The 20,824-nt window shown below is 61.9% G+C and carries 21 protein-coding genes; 9 read left to right on the plus strand and 12 right to left on the minus strand.

Features of this window, described 5'->3' with window-relative positions; translation table 11 throughout:
- Entirely contained in the window at window positions 1-1,350 is a 1,350-nt protein-coding gene (locus tag AC0IXA_RS13345) for an MATE family efflux transporter (RefSeq protein WP_471813393.1), read from the minus strand.
- Between the two features lie 160 nt (window positions 1,351-1,510).
- On the opposite strand from AC0IXA_RS13345, the gene AC0IXA_RS13350 reads away from it, so the two are divergent.
- On the plus strand, window positions 1,511-1,951 hold the full coding sequence (locus AC0IXA_RS13350; protein WP_341638526.1) for an ecotin family protein: 441 nt from the start codon (window positions 1,511-1,513) through the stop codon (window positions 1,949-1,951).
- Between the two features lie 57 nt (window positions 1,952-2,008).
- Here AC0IXA_RS13350 and AC0IXA_RS13355 read toward each other — a convergent pair whose 3' ends face one another.
- On the minus strand, window positions 2,009-2,302 hold the full coding sequence (locus tag AC0IXA_RS13355) for a hypothetical protein (RefSeq protein ID WP_016771853.1): 294 nt from the start codon (window positions 2,300-2,302) through the stop codon (window positions 2,009-2,011).
- Between the two features lie 245 nt (window positions 2,303-2,547).
- Here AC0IXA_RS13355 and AC0IXA_RS13360 point away from each other — a divergent pair, with 245 nt between their 5' ends.
- From AC0IXA_RS13360 to AC0IXA_RS13380, 5 genes are all read left to right on the plus strand, one after another.
- Window positions 2,548-2,850 (plus strand): MazG-like family protein, encoded by a 303-nt coding sequence (locus AC0IXA_RS13360; protein ID WP_016771852.1) that lies wholly within the window; start codon window positions 2,548-2,550, stop codon window positions 2,848-2,850.
- Window positions 2,850-3,599, plus strand: a complete 750-nt coding sequence (locus AC0IXA_RS13365; RefSeq protein ID WP_471813396.1) for a methyltransferase — start codon at window positions 2,850-2,852, stop codon at window positions 3,597-3,599. The genes AC0IXA_RS13360 and AC0IXA_RS13365 overlap by 1 nt, the downstream gene beginning before the upstream one ends.
- Window positions 3,600-3,611: 12 nt before the next feature.
- Window positions 3,612-4,223, plus strand: a complete 612-nt coding sequence (locus AC0IXA_RS13370; RefSeq protein ID WP_471813398.1) for a DUF4136 domain-containing protein — start codon at window positions 3,612-3,614, stop codon at window positions 4,221-4,223.
- 41 nt (window positions 4,224-4,264) lie between these two features.
- Window positions 4,265-4,822 carry a DUF4136 domain-containing protein gene (locus AC0IXA_RS13375; protein WP_016771849.1) on the plus strand — a complete coding sequence of 186 codons (558 nt, stop codon included), beginning with the start codon at window positions 4,265-4,267 and terminating at the stop codon, window positions 4,820-4,822.
- A 218-nt stretch (window positions 4,823-5,040) separates the two neighbouring features.
- On the plus strand, window positions 5,041-7,038 hold the full coding sequence (locus AC0IXA_RS13380; protein ID WP_471813400.1) for a pilus assembly protein TadG-related protein: 1,998 nt from the start codon (window positions 5,041-5,043) through the stop codon (window positions 7,036-7,038).
- On the opposite strand, the gene AC0IXA_RS13385 is transcribed toward AC0IXA_RS13380, so the two are convergent.
- Both AC0IXA_RS13385 and AC0IXA_RS13390 read right to left on the minus strand, forming a co-directional pair.
- Window positions 7,023-9,785, minus strand: coding sequence for a PAS domain-containing sensor histidine kinase (locus tag AC0IXA_RS13385; protein WP_471813402.1), 2,763 nt, complete (start codon window positions 9,783-9,785; stop codon window positions 7,023-7,025). The genes AC0IXA_RS13380 and AC0IXA_RS13385 overlap by 16 nt on opposite strands.
- On the minus strand, window positions 9,782-10,228 hold the full coding sequence (locus tag AC0IXA_RS13390; RefSeq protein WP_471813404.1) for a TadE/TadG family type IV pilus assembly protein: 447 nt from the start codon (window positions 10,226-10,228) through the stop codon (window positions 9,782-9,784). Before AC0IXA_RS13390 ends, AC0IXA_RS13385 begins: the two co-directional genes overlap by 4 nt.
- 75 nt (window positions 10,229-10,303) lie before the next feature.
- Here AC0IXA_RS13390 and AC0IXA_RS13395 point away from each other — a divergent pair, with 75 nt between their 5' ends.
- From AC0IXA_RS13395 to AC0IXA_RS13405, 3 genes are all read left to right on the plus strand, one after another.
- Window positions 10,304-10,774, plus strand: a complete 471-nt coding sequence (locus AC0IXA_RS13395; RefSeq protein ID WP_471813406.1) for an A24 family peptidase — start codon at window positions 10,304-10,306, stop codon at window positions 10,772-10,774.
- A gap of 106 nt (window positions 10,775-10,880) precedes the next feature.
- On the plus strand, window positions 10,881-11,660 hold the full coding sequence (locus tag AC0IXA_RS13400; protein WP_166554736.1) for a response regulator: 780 nt from the start codon (window positions 10,881-10,883) through the stop codon (window positions 11,658-11,660).
- 1,024 nt (window positions 11,661-12,684) lie between these two features.
- Window positions 12,685-13,047 carry a DUF6124 family protein gene (locus tag AC0IXA_RS13405; protein ID WP_122508647.1) on the plus strand — a complete coding sequence of 121 codons (363 nt, stop codon included), beginning with the start codon at window positions 12,685-12,687 and terminating at the stop codon, window positions 13,045-13,047.
- Window positions 13,048-13,159: 112 nt separating this feature from the next.
- On the opposite strand, the gene AC0IXA_RS13410 is transcribed toward AC0IXA_RS13405, so the two are convergent.
- The 8 genes from AC0IXA_RS13410 to cpaB are packed head-to-tail and all read right to left on the minus strand — an operon-like array spanning window position 13,160 to window position 20,607.
- Window positions 13,160-13,432 (minus strand): DUF3613 domain-containing protein, encoded by a 273-nt coding sequence (locus AC0IXA_RS13410; protein WP_110647083.1) that lies wholly within the window; start codon window positions 13,430-13,432, stop codon window positions 13,160-13,162.
- A gap of 9 nt (window positions 13,433-13,441) precedes the next feature.
- Window positions 13,442-14,164 (minus strand): tetratricopeptide repeat protein, encoded by a 723-nt coding sequence (locus AC0IXA_RS13415; RefSeq protein WP_471813408.1) that lies wholly within the window; start codon window positions 14,162-14,164, stop codon window positions 13,442-13,444.
- Window positions 14,165-14,187: 23 nt separating this feature from the next.
- Window positions 14,188-15,072, minus strand: coding sequence for a type II secretion system F family protein (locus AC0IXA_RS13420; RefSeq protein WP_471813410.1), 885 nt, complete (start codon window positions 15,070-15,072; stop codon window positions 14,188-14,190).
- Between the two features lies 1 nt (window position 15,073).
- Window positions 15,074-15,958 carry a type II secretion system F family protein gene (locus tag AC0IXA_RS13425; protein ID WP_471813412.1) on the minus strand — a complete coding sequence of 295 codons (885 nt, stop codon included), beginning with the start codon at window positions 15,956-15,958 and terminating at the stop codon, window positions 15,074-15,076.
- Between the two features lie 17 nt (window positions 15,959-15,975).
- On the minus strand, window positions 15,976-17,244 hold the full coding sequence (locus AC0IXA_RS13430; RefSeq protein ID WP_039763729.1) for a CpaF family protein: 1,269 nt from the start codon (window positions 17,242-17,244) through the stop codon (window positions 15,976-15,978).
- Window positions 17,241-18,431, minus strand: coding sequence for a pilus assembly protein (locus AC0IXA_RS13435; RefSeq protein WP_471813414.1), 1,191 nt, complete (start codon window positions 18,429-18,431; stop codon window positions 17,241-17,243). Before AC0IXA_RS13435 ends, AC0IXA_RS13430 begins: the two co-directional genes overlap by 4 nt.
- Window positions 18,428-19,645, minus strand: coding sequence for a type II and III secretion system protein family protein (locus tag AC0IXA_RS13440; protein WP_024011445.1), 1,218 nt, complete (start codon window positions 19,643-19,645; stop codon window positions 18,428-18,430). Before AC0IXA_RS13440 ends, AC0IXA_RS13435 begins: the two co-directional genes overlap by 4 nt.
- A gap of 20 nt (window positions 19,646-19,665) precedes the next feature.
- Window positions 19,666-20,607 (minus strand): Flp pilus assembly protein CpaB, encoded by a 942-nt coding sequence (gene cpaB / locus AC0IXA_RS13445; RefSeq protein WP_471813416.1) that lies wholly within the window; start codon window positions 20,605-20,607, stop codon window positions 19,666-19,668.
- Window positions 20,608-20,824 lie beyond the last annotated feature (217 nt).

A 20,824-nucleotide genomic window follows, 5' to 3' on the forward strand; every position in this document is an offset into this window, starting at 1 on the left:
TCAGTGAGCCTTGCCGCTGAACCAGCCATCGCTGCGCTTGAGCCACAAGGCTTGCGCGCCAAGGGTCACGCTGCGCAAGACCATGAACAGCAGAAAAGATATCCACAGGCCGTGATTGCCCAGCGCTTGCAAGAACCAGGCGAATGGCAGGAGCAACAACACCGTCAGCAGCATGCCGTTACGCATTTCCCGCGCACGGGTGGCGCCGATGAACAGGCCGTCGAGCAGGTAGCTCCACACCGCAATCAGCGGCAGCACGGCGAGGTAGGGCAGATAGATGAACGCCGTGTCGCGCACGCTCTGAATGTCGGTCTGCATCTCGATGAACAGGTGCCCGGCGAGCAGAAACAGCACAGCGAACCCGAGGCTGGCGATCAGCGACCAGCCGCCGGCCACTACCAGCGATCGACGCAAGGCCAGGCGATCCCGGGCGCCGATGGCATGGCCGCACAAGGCTTCAACGGCATGCGCCAGTCCGTCCAGTGCATGGGCCGTCAGCAGCAGGCCGTTGAGCAGCAGCGCATTGGCTGCCACAGTCGCATCGCCGATCCGCGCGCCTTGCACGGTGATCAGGAAAAACACCGATTGCAGGGCGAGGCTGCGGATGAAAATGTCCCGGTTGACCGCCAGCAGCGGCCGCCAACTCTGCCAGACTTTCAGCGCCGACCAGATGATCTGCCCCGGATAGGCGCGCAACGCTGTGCGCGTCAGCCACAGGCCGAGCAGGGCGCCGCTCCATTCGGCGATTACCGAAGCGCGCGCCGAGCCGACCACGCCCCAGTCAAGGCCGATGACAAACCACAGATTGAGGACAATGTTGATCAGGTTGGTGCTCAGCAGAATCGCCAGCGGCGCCCGCGCGTTCTGCGTGCCGAGGAACCAGCCGACCAGCGCATACGTCGCCAGCGCTGCGGGCAAGCCAAACAGACGCGTGTGGAAAAACTCCCGGGTCAGCTGATCCAGTTCAGCCGACGGTTGCATGAAGTGCAGGGCAACGCCACTGAGCGGCACGCCAAGAGTGCCGAGCACGACGGCCAGCCCCATCGCCAGCAGCAGGCCCTGCAAGAGAATCTGCCGCAACGCCGCGCCATCGCTGCGCCCGGCAGCCTGCGCGGCAAACCCGGTGGTGCCCATGCGCAGAAAACCCATCGCCCAGGCCAGAAACGTGTACAGACTTGCACCGACCGCCACCGCACCCAGTTGATGGGCGTGCGGCAGGTGGCCGATGACAGTGCTGTCGACCAGCGCCACCAGCGGCACGGAAATATTGGAAAGAATCATCGGCGCAGCCAGCGCCCAGACCTTGCGGTGAGTCGGGCGATCGCGCCAGTCGGTAATCAGAGAGGACATGCAGGCTCCTTGGGGGAGCGGGGATTGTATCCATTCGCTGAAGATTTGCTGTACCCGTGGTCTTTGAATTCCACGATATACATATCTACCGCACGTGTGGCCCTTGCCCGGGTTTGAATCGCCTTGAAATTAACTACCACCCAATCTGCATAGGCGATATATGGACCATACCCAGAGCATCATCACCGAAGTTTCCAACGCTGTAGCCAGAACACTTCGCTCGACCGGTTACTTTGACAGCGCAGAGAACGCGCCGGTCAGCCAACCCTACAGAAAGCACATCATCTGGTTGAAAAAGCGTAGCGACGAGGCGAGTCTGAATGTCGTGATCAAAGCTGAGATCGAGCGAGCGGTGGATTGCAACCAGGTTTTTTTGACGCCTGCCAAGCTGAAAAAAAATCCGTCGGGTTACTTCCGCCTGGATTACCCGTATTTCGACTCCACAAAAGTAGCTTGTCCGGTGACCCATGTGGAAACAATGGCATTGGTCCTGACGGATAACACACTGGACTATTCAAGTGCGCATCCGATCGTTATTCATGCTCACCGGGACATCGATATCTCGTATGTCGTCGAAGAAAAAACAACCTCGATTGAGTAAAAACCTGATTGATGTCCCACCTTCCCCTCTTCGCCGAGCTGAAAGAGGGGAAGGTGATCAGTGAATAATCCAGCTCAACAACCACAACCCCAGCAACAGCCAGATGATCCCGGCAATGATCGACGCATTCATGAACGCCCGAATCGCCGACCATAACAGCATCAAGCCAACGATCAGCGCGATGATGCTGATGATCGAGGTGTCCATCCCCAGCGTTTGCGCCAGGCCATCGACAAAGTTGCTGCCGGCATTGCTGAGCATGTTGAACAGGCCACTGAGGCCATCGACGATAAAGCGGATGACCGAACCGAGTGCCTGGCCGAGCCATTCGAAAAAGCTTTCTACACGCATGTGTGCATCCCTGATGAAAGAGCTGAGCCTTGGGCCACGCCGAGGGCGGCCGAGTTCCCTGCATGATAGAAGGTTTGCCCGGATCATGTGTGGGAGCGAGCTTGCTCGCGAAGGCGGCGTGTCAGGCAAATCCGGTCTGGATGATCCACCGCCTTCGCGAGCAGGCTTGCCCCCACAATTGATCATCTGCGCTGCTTGCCTTCAGCCCGCATCCCCCCGAAGCTATGCGTCTTCAGGAGAGCCCGATGAACCTTGTTGAACTGACCGAACGCCTGCACGCCATTCGTGACCGCAATGACTGGCGGCAATTTCACAGCCCGAAAAACCTCGCCATGGCCGCCAGCGTCGAAATGGCCGAGCTGGTGGAAATCTTCCAGTGGCTGACGGAAGACCAGTCACGCCAGTTACCGGCGGACAAACTCGCGCATGCCGGGCAGGAAGTCGGCGATATCGTTCTGTATCTGTTGCTGCTGTGCAGCGAACTGGGTCTGGACATGAATGAAGTGGTGCGCGCCAAGCTCGCCGACAGCGAACGGCGGTTCAGCTGATGAGCGACCGTCATTTCGACCAGTTGGCCACGCGCTTCGCCGAAAAAATCTACGGCGGCGCCAAAGGCGCGATTCGCCTCGCCGTGTTGCAGGCCGACCTGAGCGAGGCCTTGCCGGATCGTCCGCTGCGCGTGCTGGATATAGGCGGCGGCCTTGGGCACATGTCGCTGTGGCTGGCCGAGCGCGGCCATGACGTCACCTTCACCGAGCCGGCGGAACCGATGCTCGAAGGCGCGCGTCAGCGTTTTGCCGAAGCCGGACAAACCGCGACATTCATTCAGGCGCCATGGCAGGAACTGCTCGGCCAGCTCACCGAGCCCTACGATCTGGTGATCTGCCACGCCGTGCTGGAATGGCTCGCCGAGCCCCACGCAATCCTGCCGGTGCTGCATCAGTTGACCAAGCCCGGCGGCTGGCTGTCGCTGGCGTTCTACAACCGTGATGCGCTGATTTATCGCAATCTGCTCAAGGGCCATTTCAAGAAAATGCGCAAGAACGTCATGGCCGGCGAAAAGCAGAGCCTGACCCCGCAGCAGCCTCTCGACCCACGGGAATTGGCAACGCAACTCGCCGGAATGTGGCAGGTCGAAAGTGAGAGCGGCGTACGGGTATTTCACGATTACATGCCGGTGGAATTCCAGGCCCGCGCCGAACTGGCGGACTTGCTGGAAATGGAACTCGCGCACCGTCGTCACCCAGGCTTCGCCGGGCTTGGGCGTTACTTGCACTGGATCTGCCGGCCGATCTGAGCGGAGCGCGACATGAAAGCTCGATGCGGGTTATTGCTGATAAGTCTGGGGTTGGCCGCTTGCCAAGGCAGCAACCCCTACGTGGCCCAGTCACGGCCGTTGCCGCCGGCACCGCCGCAAGCCGCCACCACCTTCGACCGTAGCGCCTACCCGGCGCCGCGGCGTGATTACGGGCGCTACCGCAACTGGGCCTGGCGCGACGGGCAGTTGCCGCCGGGCACGGCGTGGGCCGATTCGGCGCAAGTGGCCGAGGCGGTCAGCAACGCCCTCGACCAACGCGGCTTGCGGCCGATGCGCGACAACCGCCCGGCCGACCTGCTGGTCAGCGCCGACCTGCGTCTGGAAACCCGTTTGCGTCAGGTTCGCGACGACTACGGCTACTACGGCGGATACGGCGGCTATGATCGTTATGGTCGCGGTTACGGCATGTACAACAGCGTGCCGATCGTGCGCACCTATCAGGAGCAGGTCGTGGTGGTGCGGGTCGATCTGTTCGATGCCGGCAATGGTCAGCCAGTGTGGAGCGCCAGCGCCGAGACCGGCACCCAGGGCAATCAGATCGAACGCGCCGATGCGATCCGCGAGGCTGTGGAAAAAGCCATGGCGGCGTATCCTCCCAGCTGACGTCGTGTCAGCAGGTTCATGCCTTCACCCGGAGAAAAATCATGTTCCGCCGTCTCGCTCTACTCGCTGTTGCCGCGCTGCTCAGTGCCTGCGCCGCCAATCAGGTCAATCACGATTTCGACGCCAGCCGCGACTTTGCCGCTTATCGCAGCTGGAGCTGGAAAGACCCGGCCCTGCAATATCGCCCCGATGATCCACGCATCAAGAGTGACTTGACCGAACAGCGCATCCGCCAGGCGGTGGCCGATCAACTCGATCAGCGCGGTTTGCGCCCGGCTGCTGGCGGCGGCAAGGGTGATCTTAGCGTGCAGACCTACCTGATCGTCGAGGACCGGCAGCAGCAGGTGACGACCAATTACGGCGGCGGTTGGGGCGGCCCGTGGAACGGCTACTGGGGCGCACCGATGTACAACGAAACGCGCAACATCACCTACAAGGTCGCGACCATTCAGATCGACCTGCTCGACGGCAAGGACGGCAAACTGGTCTGGCGTGGCAGCGATGAACAAATGCTCAGCAACCGCCCGAATCCGGCTGACCGCAGCAATGCCATTCGCGAGACCGTCGCACGGATCCTGGCCAACTATCCACCGCGTTGAACCGCTCTGAACCGTCCCTGTGGGAGCGAGCCTGCTCGCGAAGGCGGTGTGTCATGCAGCATGAATCCTCTGGCACGACGCTTTCGCGAGCAGGCTCGCTCCCACAGTGGCGGTGCTGACAGGAATGGCGCGACGCCAGCACTCTCGACCGACCGCGTCTACACTCTTTTTCATTAACGGAGGTAGCGCTCGGCACTGCGCCGGCAAAGGAGTGCGCCATGTCGCCAGGATCGCAAGGCAACGGCCCGGCCCGGCAACGCGGGGCGATCGGCTTGATGGCAGCCGCCACTTTGAGTCTGGCGCTGGTGATGATGCTGCTAGTGGTCGACAGCGGTCGCTTGTACATGGAACAGCGCAAATTGCAGCGGGTCGTCGATACCGCCGCCCTTGAAGCCGTCAGTCGCGGCGGCAATTGCCTGCCCGGGCTGAGCGCCGCCAGTTATGCCGGGCAAAGTGCGCTGCGCAATGGCTACGTGGTGGATGCCGCCAATACGCTCGCGACCACCTGCGGCACACTGGCCACCGCTGCCAGCGGTATGCGCAGTTTCACTGTCGATGCCACGCAATCAAGCGCAGTCAAAGTCGTTGCCAGTCGTACGGTCACCAGCAGTTTTGCTGGCGGTGTGCAGGCGCTGTTCAGTGCCACGCCGGTCAGCCTCAATACCACGCTCAATGCTTCGGCAGTCGCGGCCAAACCGCAGCCGACCGTCGCCCAACTGAATATTCGCAGCACCCTCGCCAGCATCGACACGGCGCAGTCGAACATCCTCAATCCGCTGTTTTCCGGGTTGCTCGGCGGCAGCGTCAACCTCACGGCGGTGGGCTGGGACGGCTTGCTGCACACCGATATCAACCTGCTCAAATACCTCGATCAACTGGCCATCGACCTCAACGTCGGTGCCGGCAACTACACGCAATTGCTCAACACCCAAGCGACGGTGACGCAGTTGATTCAGGCCGCAGCGACGGTGGTGCAGCTCAACGGCGCGACTGCGCAAGTGGTCACCGCGCTGGGCCAGTTGCAGGTCGCCGCGATCAACGCGGCGCCGGTCAGACTCGGCGAGATCCTGCAACTGCAGACCGGCACGACGGCGGCGGGGCTGGATGCCAATCTGCAATTGCTGCAACTGGTGCAAGGCGTGGTGCAACTGGCCAACAGCAAGAGCGCGGTGGCGGCGAACTTGCCGGTCAACGTGCTGGGGCTGGCAGGTGTCACGGTACGGGTGAAGGTGATCGAACCGCCGCAGTTCTCGGCAATTGGCGACCCGGCGCGGGCCAAGGCCGACCCGCTGGGACCGGACCGAATTTATGTGCGCACTGCGCAGGTGCGCACGCTGCTGTCGGTGAATCTGCCGGTGCTCACGGGGGTGACGGGGCTGACCAATGCGGTGCTGGGCCTGGTCGGTACGCTGACGCCGACGCTCAATGCGCTGTTGAGCCTGAATCTGGTGGACACAATCAATTCAGTGTTCTGCCTGTTGGGTGCCGGTTGCCAACAGCTCGATCCGAAGCTGCTGCCCTCACCGCAGATCGACATCGCGCTGGATGCCGGCGGGGCGAAAAGCTATGTCACCGATTACCGCTGCCCGACCGACGACAGCGGCAGCAAAAGCCTGACTGCCGCCACCACGACCTCTCTGGCAGATCTCAAACTCGGCAAGATCGATCCTGTCGCGGCGTTCTCTTCAGTCGCCGAACCAACGGTGGCGCCGCTGCCGCTGGTCGATCTCGGCATCATCACCTGCCACAGGATTCTCGGCATCGGCAGTTGCGATGCCGCCTCCCACGTGCAATACGGCGCGGGCGGCATCGCCATCAAACTCGACACCAGCGTCGCGCAGACCACGCAGAATCTGCTGTTCTCCAGCACCACACCCTTCGCCACCCCGGCCAATCTGAAACTGCCGCCCAGCGTGCTACCGGCCGCGCCGACCAGCAACATCGTCGGCAGCCTGGCGAACACCCTGTCGGGCATCAACCTGATCGTCTACAAACCCGTGGGCAGCAACCCGCTGGGCGCTGTCGTCACCGGTGTGGCTTCGTTGATCAGCGACGTCAGCAACCGCTTGTTGCCAGTGGTCACCGGTTTGATCAGTCCCTTGCTCGACCCGTTGTTGAATAATTTGCTCAAAGGCCTGGGCATCAATCTGATGAACACCGAGGTGGGCGCCAACATGACCTGCGGGCAGACCGGCAAGGCCTATCTGGTGATCTGATCATCCGTGGCAATAGGCAATTCGATGCAGAACCGTGCGCCCTCCGTGGAGTTGCGCACGCTCAATTGCCCGCCCATGTTGGCGATGATGCCGTAGCTCACCGACAGGCCCAGACCGGTGCCGACGCCAATCGGCTTGGTGGTGAAGAACGGCTCGAAGATCCGCTCCAGCAAACGCGGATCGATACCGCCGCCATTGTCCTCGACCCACAGCCGCACGCTTTCCTCGTCGCGCTCGGCGTAGATCGAAATCCACGGCTTGAACGTTGAGTCGCCCTCGCGTTTGCCGAGCAGGGCGTCGCGGGCATTGACCATCAGATTGATCAGCACCTGCTCCAACTGATCGACGTAGCCGCGCACCTGCGCCTCGAAACCGGTCTCACTGATGCGCAGATCGACACCTTTGCCGCGCATGCCTTCGGCCAGTAGCGACAGGGTGCCTTCGATGGCTTGGGCCGGATTGAACAGCTGTTGTTCGATTTCCGAGCGCCGGCCGAACACGCGCATGTGGTCAACCACCTTCGCCGCGCGTTGAACCTGAGCGTCGATGCGGTTGAGTTTGTCGGTCAGATAATCGACCTGCACCTCACCGTTGCCGAGGCGCTTGAGCACGTTGACGATGGCCATGCGCATCACGTTCAGCGGTTGATTGATCTCGTGGGCAAGGCCGGTGGCCATTTCGCCGAGGGTGGCCATTTTCGCGCTTTGGGTGAGTTGCTGTTGCGAGCGGCGCACCTCGGTGTTGTCGCGGCCCACGGCTTGCACTTCGAGCAGTTGCCCACTCTCGTCGAACACGCCGCGATCCGACCAGACCCACCAGGCGTGTTCGCGTCTGGGCAATTGCAGGCTGATTTCCGCTGTACTCACTGGCTGTTCCGGCGTCAGTTGGCTCAAGCGTTGAACGAACGCTGCGCGCTGTTCTTCGGACATCCAGCCACCCAGATCAACCCCGGGCAGTTGTTCCGGGGTGCATTCCAGATAAGTCGCCAACGGTCGGTTGCCAAAGATCAGCGTCAGGTCCGGGCGATAACGGCAGATCATCGCCGGCGAGTCCTCGACCAGAATCCGATAGCGCTCTTCGCTTTGCCGCACCTGCTCGGCGGCAAGCGTTGCGTCGGTGACGTCCAGCCACAGGCCCACCGCCTCGACCGGCAGGCCGAGATCGTTGCGCAGCAGTTTTGCCTCATCGAGCAGCCAGTGATACTCGCCACGGTTGTCGCGCAGGCGATAACGCGCGCGCACCGAGCCTTCGCGCAGCAGCTGGCGGTTGCGCTGGAAATACAGTTCACGGTCGTCGGGATGCACGCGCTCGACCAGTGTTGCTGCATCGCAATCTTCCAGCGTCCAGCCCAGCAAGGGTTGCAGGCTGGCGCTGAAAAACGCCGGGATCAGTGCACCTTCTGCATAGCGCTGCACGTAGATCACCGCCGGTGAGCTGGCAATCAGATTATCGAGCCGCGCATGGGCGGCAGCGGCGCGCTGTTGTTGATTCTGGATGTCGCTGATGTCGAGCATGAACCCGACCAGACGCCGATGCTCACCGGTGCCGCTGACCTGGCCCTGAATCCGATACCACGTCGCTGCTGCGCCGACCTCCGCGCGGTGCAGACGCACGCTCAGGGTCAGCGCTTCTCCTTGCAGTTGCAGGGCGCGCAGGCGGCTGCGCAACTCGGCGCGATCGGCGGGATGAAACAGCGACAGCCAGTCTTCTACCGGCAGCAGGCGATCGCTGAGATTCAGTGCCGAGGCCAGCGTCGGCGCCAGTGCAATCTGCTCTTCGGCACTGATTTCCCACCAGCCGGTGCCGAGCAGGTTTTGCAGGGAATCAAGACGCTCCATCGATTGCACATGGCGCTGCTCGCGCAAGCGGCTGAGCAGCGGCCCGGCCAGCGCGCCGGCCAGGGTCAGCCAGTCGCGATCGGTCAGCCATGGCGCCACGTTGTCGACCGTATAAAACCCGCAGAGCAGCCAGGCGACCACGCCCTGGTCATTGCTGTAGGGCACGGCGAAACCGTTGGCGTTGCCGAACGTGGCCTGCAATCGCGAGTGTTCATAGCGGCCCTGCGGGCCGGCGAGGCGTTGCGGCGCGCTGCCGTTGAGGCTGTCCAGCGGCGTGCCCAGCGGCTGGCCGTCCTCCCACAGCTGCGGGGCATCGTGGCCGCGAAACTGTTGATGAATCTGCCAGCCCTGGGCCTGTTCATCCAGTAACGCCACGGCGAGGCAGGGGATGTGCCAGCGCTGGGCGATGGCCTGCAATTGTTCGCCAAGCACCGTCGGCAGACGCGTCAGGCTGCACGTGCGCAGACGATCGCTGACCTGCGCGGCGAGGGTCTGGCAGGCGTCGCGGTCGCGCGCTTGCTGACGTTCGAGCAACAGGTCGGCGATGTCGAGCATCTGCAGTTGCCAGCCATCGTTTAGTGGCTGCACCCAGCCGCGAAGGTGCAGCGGCTGATCATTCAGGCCGCTGAAATCCAGATCGAGCAATTGCCCTTGCCAGTCTCGCGGCTGACCTTCGATGGTCAGCAGACTGTGCGGCAGCAGGTAGGCGCGGAGCGGCAGCGGCTGACCCTGAGGTTTGTGCTGGGCGAGCAAATGCCGCAGCGGGCCGGCGATCTGCAACACATCGCCGTTGCCGTCCAGATAAAAATGCAGGCCGATCGGCGGCGCGCCGAGGTGGTCCGGCAAGTCGTGGGCTGCGACGGGGGCGCGCTTGAGCAAGCGCCCGAAAAGCTTATCGCCGGCGGTCAAAATTGCAGGCTCGAGCGGGCGGTGAGGTGCGTGGGCAGATTGGGCACCGTGCCGATCCCGGGCAGCACCAGAAACGGCATGATCTGATTGAGCTTGCTCACCGGGTAATTGACGCTGACGGTCAGGGTGCCAGTCCCCGCGTCGTAGGCCGCACTGGTGTCGGTGCCGACCACCAGATTCAAGGCCGAAGGCAGCCATTGCAGTTGCTGGGTCAGCGCGGCATTGGCGGTGTTGACCACCACCGTCGAATAGTTCGGCGTGGTCGGGTCCACCGCAACGCTGCGGCGCACCGCCTCAGCGGTGGCCTGGTTGAACGATTGCATCATCACGAAGGGCAGGCCGTAGCTGACCAACCCGTAAAACACTGCGAAAAAGATGATGAACACCAAGGCGAATTCGATCGCCACCACACCTTTTTGCGACCTGCGAAAGCCGTTTTTCATGCGTGCGTCTACCCTGACAGTCACTGCGTAGTATCAGCATAGAATCAATCAGGCAAAACGGACGGCTTTCAGCGGATGCAGATTTCCCTTGTTCTGATCTGGCTGGCGATCTGCGCCGCCCAAGATGCCCGGCAGCGGCGAATTTCCAATGCTTTGACGTTAGGCGTCGGCGCGCTGGCGTTGGTCTGGTTGTTGGCGACTGGCACTACTTGGCTGGGCGCCGACGCGGGGCAGGGCGGCTGGGCCTGCCTGATCGCTCTGCTGCTGACGCTGCCGGGTTATTTCTTGGGCCGCATGGGCGCCGGCGATGTGAAATTAATGACAGCCCTGGCTCTTGCGACGAACGGCATATTCGTTCTTGGCGCGTTTATCGGCGCGGGCGTGGCCAGCGTGCTGTGGCTGCTGCTCGCGCCAAAAGTCTGGCCTCATATGGCTCAAGGGGTTAGAGAGCATGTGCGTCATCTGGCCCCGGACAAGTCAAAAAAGCTGCCATTTGCGCCGTTCGTGTGGGTAGGGGTAGTGCTTTCGCTGTACTGGATCACCTGATCGCGGGGTGCCACTAGTCCTATGTACATAGTCGGAAAGTGGGTCTACTTTCAATTCAGGCGAATACGCCACCAAAGTGCAGGAATCGTCAGCGTTGGCCGAGCAAATGGAGTGGTTCGTGAACAAGCCTAATTCGGTAAAAATCCTCGTGGTCGATGATCAGCCGCTGATCGTTGAAGAACTCTGTGAGTTTCTCGAGAGCAGTGGCTACCGTTGCGTGCCGTGCGACTCGAGTCTTGAAGCCATCGAGCTGTTCCGGGCGGACCCGGACATCGGTCTGGTGCTGAGTGACTTGCACATGCCGGACATGGACGGCATCGAGTTGATCCAGGCGTTGCAGCGTCTGGCCGGCAAGCAGCGGGTGTTCGAGGCGATCATGCTCACCGGGCGCGCCGACAAGCAGGATGTGATCAAGGCGTTGCGTGCGGGGATTGCCGATTACTATCAGAAGCCGATCGATCTGGCAGAGTTGCTTGAGGGTGTGCAGCGCCAGGAACTGGCTTTGCAGGAGCGGCAGAAGAATCTGCATCTGGGGCATTTGAATCAGAAGTTGCAGTTTTTGTCCGAGTCGATTGATGACCTTTATCAGGATCTGGACAAGGTGCGGCGCTCGCCCGTGCCGGTGGTGAGTGATGGTGAGCCTGAGTCCGTGGAGATGCCGGCGGTGTTCAGTCAGTTGTCGCCCCGGCAGTTGGATGTGGCGCGGTTGGTGGGCAAGGGGCAGACCAATTATCAGATTGCCTGTGAGTTGGGGATTACCGAGAATACGGTGAAGTTGTATGTGTCGCAGGTGTTGCGGTTGACGCATATGCATAATCGGACGCAGTTGGCTTTGGCGCTTTCTCCTGGTAGTTCGGCGGGGCGGCAGCGGGTTACGGCGCATTGAATTGGCGGCCTTTGGGCCGACCATGCTTTGGGTGGTTGGGGTGAATATCCGTTTTTTTTGGTGTCGCTGATTACGGTTCCGCCCTTACGGCGGGTCACTTTTGGCAAACGCCGGAATGCCGGCCCAGCCCAAAGTAACCAAAAGGTCTTCGCCCTGACGTTCGGCCCCTCGCTGGGGCTCGGGGTTCCTTCGCTCCGGGATCGATCCTGACGCAGCGGCTACGGTTTGCTTCGCTGCACCTCCTTCCGCTGTGTACGACTGCGTCGTACGGTCGCTGCGCTCCCACGCCCGGATCAATCCCTCCACTCAGCCTGCCGACGGGCTCCCAGATCAAGATCAAGATCAAAAGCTACTCGAGCTTGCGCTCATTGTTTTGAGTGGTGAAAAGCATGCGGTGTCTGGCTTTTGTTTTGCGCTGGATTCGCCCCTCACCCCAGCCCTCTCCCGAGGGAGAGGGAGCCGATTTGCGGGTTGTTCAAAATTTGCATTCGACTCGGTATCTCAGGTCGGCATACCTGACCCAAACAACTCGGTCGGTCCCCTCTCCTCTGGGAGAGGGCTAGGGTGAGGGTGCTTTTGATCTGCTTCAAAATCTGTATTCAACTCGGTATTTCAGGTCGGTGTACTTCGCCCAAACAACTCGGGTCGGTCCCCTCTCCCTCTGGGAGAGGGCTAGGGTGAGGGTGCTTTTGATTTTGATTGTTTAAATCTGTGTCTGATTTGCCAGAACCTTCCCACAAGGTTTTCAGGTTGTCCGTCGGACGTCGGGTCACTAGTCTCTGGCTGTCGCTGACAACTCAGCGTCCAGGTGTGGAAACCTGAAATTCAAGTAGTTGCTTTGCATTGCTACCGTAATCGTTGTCGGCGTGTTCGTTCGTCTGCAAACTGTGTCGCGGCGGCTGTGCGTGGGCAGACTTTGGTCTGGCCGGTTGCCTACTTATCGGTTTTCCACCCTGCGTACAGCTGCCACCTTTTGTCGTGTGGAAACGACAGAAGAGGGCGTCACAGCCAAGTAGGAGTTCTCATGGACAAACTGATCCCAGACCCACCCCCATCCCCCACCACGCCGCTCGAAGACGCCATGCGCGCCGACGATCTGGTGAAAAACCGCGAAGCGATAAAACGCGCGCTCGATTTCTATCTCTGCCCCGCACCTGCAAAACCGCACCCGCCCAGCACGCTGTTCATGGTGGTGCCCAATGTCGATACCGAAAGCCTGTTGGCGCATGCCTGTGAGTCGCTGGCGTCAGCGAGTGCGATGGCGAGTAATTTCGCTGGCGAGTTGAGCGGGTTTCAGCGCAGCACGGCGTTGGCAATTCAGCAGATTGTCATGCTGGCGGAGTTGGCGGTGAATCGGGCGCTGGATCGGGTGGATCCGCAGAGCTGACCTGCGACCGCGTTATCGTTCTTCGCGAGCAGGCTCGCTCCCACAGGGGAAATGCATTGCAAACTGTGGGAGCGAGCCTGCTCGCGAAGGGGCCTTCAAGGGCTCCACCAAACTAATTCTTGCTCTCGATCTTCCCGCCCGCATCCGGATCGTAAAAATCCGGGATCTCGTATTGGTATTTCTTCAGCCAGCGCTGCATCGCCAGTTCGCGTTCGGTGGCGGTGGCGCTTTGCGGTTTCGGCGAGGCGGCTTTGTTGCGGCTTTGCAGGACCAGCCAGCCTTCGGTTTCCTGCTGCTGCGCAGAAGCAGGGCCGGTGTCGATGGCGTGGGCGCTGAGGGGCAGGGTGAGCAGGGTCAGGTAGCACAGGCCTTTGCGGATGGTCATGGCTGTCTCCTATTCGAGCGTCGGCGGTAGCGGGTCGATGAAGGCGGCGACGCGGTCGCCGGGTGCGGCTTTTGCGTGGGCCGGGGCTTTGAGTTTTTCCGCGCGTTGCTGCGCTTCGGTGAATTGTTCCGGGCTCAGTTTCGAGCGGCTGACGATTTCCGCAGCTTGCGGCCAGTCGTTCTGGTAGAGCAGCAGGGTGACCATGTTCAGCGTCGCCAGTTGATTGTTCTGGCTCAGCTCGATGGCGGTGAGGAATTCGAATTTCGCTTCGTTGAGGCGCAGTTGGTTGAGGTAGACCACGCCGAGGTCATTGCGGATTTTTTCGTCGGTGGGCGCCAGGCGCGCGGCGCGTTGCAGGTGGGCCTGGGCCTGGCCGTTGTCGCCACGGGCGGCGTAGACCTGGCCCAGGCCATGTTCGGCCTGGGCGGTGAGGCAGCCGCCGAGCAGGCTGCGGTAGAGCGGCTCGGCTTCGCTGCGGCCGAGCAGGCGATAGACCTTGGCTTTGCGCAGGCGCACTTCGCTGAGGTTGTCCGGCAGGCTTTGCAGATTGGCCAGGCTGGCGTGGAGCTTGCCGTCGCTGGTCAGATCATCGGCGAGGTTCAGCGACAGTTCCTGCTCCGACGTGAGTTTGCTGCAGCTGGACGGCGACAGCAGCGAGGTCCACGGCGCCTGGCCATCCGTGGCGCAGCCGCTGAGCAGCAACAGACTTGCCATGACTATCAGTACTTTCATCAAACGCTCTCCATGAGCCAAGGTCAGTTTGCGAACGCGCGGGCAATGGCGGTGAAACCCGGGCCGGCCAGTACGATCAGCAGGGCCGGAAACAGAAACAGCATCATCACCACCGACATCTTCGCCGACATCTTCGAGATGTATTCCTGCAGCCGGGTCAGGCGTCGGTCGTCCAGTAATTGCTTGAGTGCCAGCAGTGATTTCATCGCACCGCCGCCCTGGTGGATCAGTTGCTGGAGAATCACGCAGGTGTCGGTGAATTCGTCCACCGCGAGCATCACCGCGGTCTTGTTCAGCTCCTGACCCAGCTCCAGACCGGAGTCGACGCGGCTGAGGATCAGGCGCAGTTCGCTGGTCAGCTCCGGCAGCAGTTTCTGTGCTTCGACGCTGAGCACGCGCAGCGCTTGTTCAACGGCCATGCCGGATTCGAAGAGGATGCGCAGCAGCGGAATGAACGTGGAAATTTCCACGGCGATGGTTTTCTGTCGGCGGGCGGCGGCGTAGGCGAGCAGGCGTTTGGGCAGTAAATAGCCGCCGCCCGCAGCGAACATCGGCGCCATCCAGCGGTGGCTGGTCTGCGGGAAAAACACTTCCTGCAAAAAGATCGCCAGCCCCAGAGCGAGCAGCGGCGTGCCGATCTGGCAGGCGGCGAAGAGCGCGCGCTCGTTGGCGCGGCGCCAGCCGAGGCGGCCGAGCAGGGTCTGGGTTTCGCTGTCGATGCTCACCGAACCCCGGCCGAAACGGCTGTTGCCCAGCGCGCGCAGCCAGTGGCCGAAACGGTTCTCCCGCACCAATTGGCCGTGCAAGCGCTGATGCACCTGACGCACGCGGCGGCGCTCGGTGAACAGGTGATTGCCCAGCAATAACAGCGAACCGAGGAGCAACAGCAACGCCGCGAGCCAGACCATCTCAAACGCTCCGCAACATGCGCCACAGCGCCAGACTGCCCATCACCTGCAATACGGCGGCGCTGAGCAGCATGGTCTGGCCGCTTTCGTCGTGCCACATGCCGAGCATGTAGCCGGGGTTGGTCAGCATGAAGTAGCTCACCAGAATCAGCGGCAGCAAACCGAGCACCCAAGCGGTCATGCGCGTTTCCCCCGTCAACGCGCGCAGCTGTCGAGCGCCCTGATCGCGTTCGCGGATCAGTTTGATCAGGTTCTCCAGCAGTTCACTGGCATTGCCGCCGTAGCGGTGATTGACCTTCAGGCCGAGGGCGAACATGCGCAATTCGTCCTGCTCGTAGAGCTCGGCAAAATCGCTGACCGCATCGGGCAGGTTCACCCCCAGTTGCACGTTGCGCTGCACCCGGCCCATGGCCGCTTTCAAGGGATCTTCACTGGCCTCTATGCCGCCCAGCACCGCATCGCTCAGCGTGCGCCCGGACTTGAGACTGCGCACGGTGTGGTCGAGCAATTGCGGCAGTTGTTCGATCATGCGGCGGATCCGCCGTCGGTAGCGAATGGCGATGTACAGCCGCAACGTCACGGGCGGGACGAGCAACATGATCAGCAAACCAACCCAGCTCCCGAGCAGAAATCCCAGGCCCATGGCCGCCGCCCACAGGCTCAGCCACAGGCCGAAGCGCTCGCTCGGCTGACCGAGGCCGGCACGCAAAAACATGCGCTCCAATCCCACCCATTTCGTCTGTTCCACGGCCAATTGCGGTTGCCCCGCAGCGAGTCGATTGAGGACTTTTTCCGTCGCGGTCTTGCGCAGGCCTTGCAGGAACAGATAGATCGACAGCCCGAGCAGCATCAGGCAAATGGCGATAAGAATGATCGGTCCCAGCATCTGCGTGCTCCTCGCCGTCAGCCCAGGTGAGCGTCTTGGCGCAGCTTGTCGCCGGCCGGGTTGACCGCTTCGCGCACAAAGCCGAACCCCGTGCGGCGGTCGAGGCGGAACAGGGTGTTGGTGACGTAGACGTCCTCGCGGATGCCGACCACTTCCACCACTTCACTGACGCAGCGTCGACCGTCGGGCATGCGTGTCAGTTGAATGATCACGTCGAGGGCGGCGCAGATCATCTGGCGCAAGGTGCGTTCGGCGATCGAGCGCCCGGTCAGGCCGACCAGAGTCTCCAGACGCAGCAACGCGTCCTGCGCATTGTTGGCATGCACGGTGCTCATCGAACCGTCGTGGCCGGTGTTCATCGCGGTGAGCACGTCGACCACTTCGACGCCACGGATCTCGCCGAGAATGATCCGGTCGGGACGCATGCGCAGGGCGTTGCGAATCAGGTCGCTGGCCTTGACCTCGCCATGACCCTCGGCATTCGGCGGACGGGTTTCCAGGCGCACCACATGCGGATGGCCGAGCTGCAGTTCGGCGACGTCTTCGATGGTCACCAGCCGTTCGTGCGGGTTGATCAACTGGCTGAGGATGTTCAACAGCGTGGTCTTGCCGGTGCCGGTGCCGCCACTGATCAGGATGTTGCAGCGCCTGCCCACGGCGTTCTGCAGGAATTCGAAAATCGCCAGATCGATGGTCTGCATCGCCATCAGGTCGGTGCTCTTGAGCATGTCCTTGCGGAACTTGCGGATCGACAGGCACGGGCCGTCGAGGGCAATCGGCGGGATGATCGCGTTGACCCGGCTGCCATCGGGCAGGCGCGCATCGACCATCGGCGAGGACTCATCGAGGCGGCGGCCGAGCGGCGCAAGGATGCGTTGCATGACCCGCTCGACGTGATGCGCATCGATAAAACGCAGATCGCTCTGATGCAAAACGCCGTCGCGCTCGATGAACACCCGGTGCGGGCCGTTGACCAGAATTTCCGTCACCGACGGGTCGCGCAGCAGGACTTCCAGTGGGCCGAATCCGGTGAGTTCGTCGACGATTTCCTCGCCCAGGCGCTCCATCTCGTAGCGCGAAATCGCCAGGTGCAAACGCGCGATGTATTCGGCGACCTTGTCGGTGACGAACTGCGCCAGTTGCTGGCGCGAACCTTCCAGCAGGTTTTTCCCCGACTCCTCGATGGCGTCGATGATGTAGCGGTGCAGGACCAGTTTCAGGCCTTCGTGATCGCTGTTACCGATCGCTCCGCGTGGCGTCGCGCCAAAGAGTTTTTCTGCGCTCATGAGTTACCTCGCAGACGATCAAACCAGGTGACTTTCGGTTTGCTCAGGCCTTCGGAACGCTTGGCCAAACGTTCGCCGAGGGCGCGCAGGCTCTGGGTGAGTTTCTCTCGCGGCGCCAGTTCGAACAGACTCACGCCCTGGTTTTTCGCGTTCAGGCGCACATCGGGACTGAACGCCAGCATGGCGATGACTTCCAGATTGAAGGTCTTGCCCAGGGTATCGGCATCCGGCGCAACGTTGCTCAGGTAGCGATCGATCAGCAAGCGCCCGTGCTCGAGTTTCATGCCTTTCTCGCGCCACTGGTTGAGCACGGCGAGGTTGCGTCGGCAGTTGAGTACGTTCTGGTCGGTGTACCACAGCAGTTTGTCGCAATGGCTGACGAAGGTGCGCAATGCCTCACTGTCGGCCTGCCCGGTGAGGTTCACGACAATGTGCTGAAAGTGTTGGCGCAGGGCGCTGAGCAGCATGTACAGCTCGGCGGCGCTGGTGGTTTCCAGCGGCTCGTCAGTGTTGGCGTAGGCAAGAATGCGCAGGCCGTGGTCGGCGCTGGTGAATGCGCTGTCGATCAGCGTCGCGTCGAGGCGGCGCAAATGACGCAGGGCATCGCCGAAGTGAAACGAACTCTCCAGTCCCAACAACGCGAGGCTGTCGCCCCGGGGCAGACCGAGGTCGAGCAGCAGGGTTTGCTGGCCGCTTTTCTGCACGACCATGGCCATGTGATTGGCGAGCAAGGCACCGTCGGAACTGCTCTGCACGCCGTACATCACGGTAAGCCCGCCGAGCTGGGTATTGGGAGTGACGGCGGGCAGGCGTTTGCCCAGGCGCCGCACCAGTCCGGCGACTTCGCTGGAACGCGAGCCATAGGCGACAAAATCCCGCGCGCCGGCGCGCATCGCATTGAGCACAAGCTGATTGTCCATGCCGTCGCCAAGAGCAACGATCGCCAGCATCGGCTTGGCTTCCAGCGCACCTTCGATCAGCGCGCTCTGCGCCACGACATGCTCGCGGTCGAGACCGACGAAGACCAGATTGGCGAACGTTACATCGACCAGTGCGAGCAATTCGTCGAGGCTGCCGGCACCGGCGCTGATGACCTGGCCGAGTGGCGCGAGGGCGCTTTGCAGCCATTCCAGATCGGTGCTGTTGCGGGTGATGGCGAGGAAGGTCTGACTGAGATTCTGGTTCATTGCGACAACCCGCTGCGCTTGTCGAAGTTGCCGTTCTCGAGGAAGAACATGCGATAGAAATTCGGGTCGTAATTGCGCAGTTTCTCCCCCGGCAACGACGGCAGTCGCGCGTCCGCCGCCAGTGGCTGGACCAGGTGCGGGGTGACGATCATCAGCAGCTCGCGCTCTTCGCGTTTGATCTGCGAACCTTTGAAAAACGCGCCGAGGATGGGAATGTCACCCAGGCCGGGAAACTTGTTCACTTGCGAGCTGTTGGTGGTGCTGATCAAACCGCTGATGACGAAACTTTCGCCATCACCCAGTGACACGCTGGTATCGGTGCGGCGGATGGTCAGCGCCGGAACGGTGGTGCCGGCGATGTTCACCGCGTTGGCAAAATCCAGTTCGCTGACCTCCGGGGCGACTTTCAAGGCGATGCGGTCGCGGCCGATGATGGTCGGCGTCAGGGTCAGGCGGATGCCAAACTCCTTGTACTCGATCGACACGCTGTCGCTGCCGGAACTGGGCACCGGAATCGGGATTTCCCCGCCGGCCAAGAAGCTTGCACTCTGCCCGTTCAACGCCACCAGACTTGGTCGCGCCAGGGTGTAGGCGAAGCCGCTGGTTTCCAGGGCGTTGATGATCGCCATGGTCTTGCCGCCGACCCAGGAGAAATTGAACAGCGAGTTATCCACCGGCAGGCGTGGCTGCGGCACGCCGTCAATTGGTGGCAGCGTGCCGGGCGAACCGAACAGGAAATTACCGCGCGTGCCGATCAGCGACGCCGTGGCTTCCTTGAGTTTGGTGCGGCTGACTTCGACGAAACGGATGTCGGTCTGCACTTGCGACGGCAGGGTCGGATCGTCCGACGGCACGCTGCTGGTCAGCGCCGTGGTCGCCGCGCCTTGGACGAAGACCATGGCTTGTTGCGGCTGCGCCGAACAGGCCGTCCAGACCATCAGGCTGGTCGCGCCGGGGCCGACGCCCGTGAGCAAAAAGGACGAACCGCCATTGGCATGCACGTCGGCAATTTTCGGATCGCCCACTGCCAGCCGAGTGATTGCCACCGGTGACTGCATGTCCTGCTGGAAGCCTTCACCGATTTCGATCACCGAGGGCAGGCGCGGCAGTGCCGAGCAGTTGCCCACCGCCGCGAAGGCGCTGTCCATCGTCAATCCCAACAACAGCAAGGCCCGGAGCGCCGGTTTCAATGTCGGTCTGAGTCGACTCTGCATGCACGTGAATCCTTGCGCAGTCATGGGGTTTGTTGGCTGATCTGGTTGCCGCGAATGATTTCCACCGCAGGCCTCGGCGCCGCGCCGGCACTCGCGGTGGCAGGTGCTCTTTGGGCGCTGCCCAGGGCGAGTTGAGTGAACTGGAAAAGCCGGCTGTTGGTGCGATCCAGGTGCGCGGGCGATTGCGCTTCGCCGGCCCAGTATTTGGCCAGCCGTTGTTCTTCGCTGCTGCGCACCGCGAGGCGCAAGGTGCCGACTTGAGTGGCGAGCATCAGGCGGCTGAGCAGTTGTTCCGGCACCGCCAGCACCACGGTGCGTGCGGCGATGCGGCGCTGGTCCTGTTTGAGTTTTTCTTCGGCGCTGAGGTTGGGGGATGCCGGTTGGCCATCGTTGGTCAGGCCGTACTGATCACCGATCCCGAGTACGCGCAGGGCCGGAACGGCGATCTGCGCCGACTGCTGCAGATTGCTCGCGTCCTCGCGCAGATACAGCAGCACATCGACGTAATCGCCCGGCAGCAACTGCCCGGCGCCACCGATCACCTCATCGACGGCCACGGTCAGTGCGCGCTCGTCGCGGCGAATCATCCGCGCCAACGCACCGCCAGCCTGGAAGCTTTCGTCATTGAGCCAGGTGCCGGCGCTGAGGTGGCGCCAAGGTGTGCGGCCGACTGCTTGTTCAATGCTGGTCAGGCTGCCGGCCGGTGCGCTGCGCAGTTTTTCCACGGTCACATCGGCGGCGGTCAACGGCGTGAACGGCGCTACATCGTGGAGCAGCACCACCACCGGTTGGCGGGTCTGGTCTTCGGCAATCGCGACAGTCTGTTCAATGCTGACCGCTGGGGCGACGGGCGCCTCGGCGACCGGGGCCGGCTGACGACTGAGCACCAGCCCCCAGTAACCGACAAAAACCGCGCCGAGCAACAGCAACGCGGCTAGGCCCATGGTGACGCGACTGTTCATGACGGCTCTCCCTTTCCTGCTGCACAACCGATTGCATTTGCTTGCGAAAGGCGGACTGCTTCGGCAGCTATGAACATGCAACTATTTCGCTATTTCCAAGCTAGCTGATCCAAGCAAAAGCGCCATTAATGACAGGCGAAATAACCGTACCAAAGTATGACTCTGGCCAGTTAACAGCCGGAAACGGCGGAAAAACGATGGGATTAATGCTTTGTGA

Source organism: Pseudomonas sp. AC083 (genome assembly GCF_979253165.1).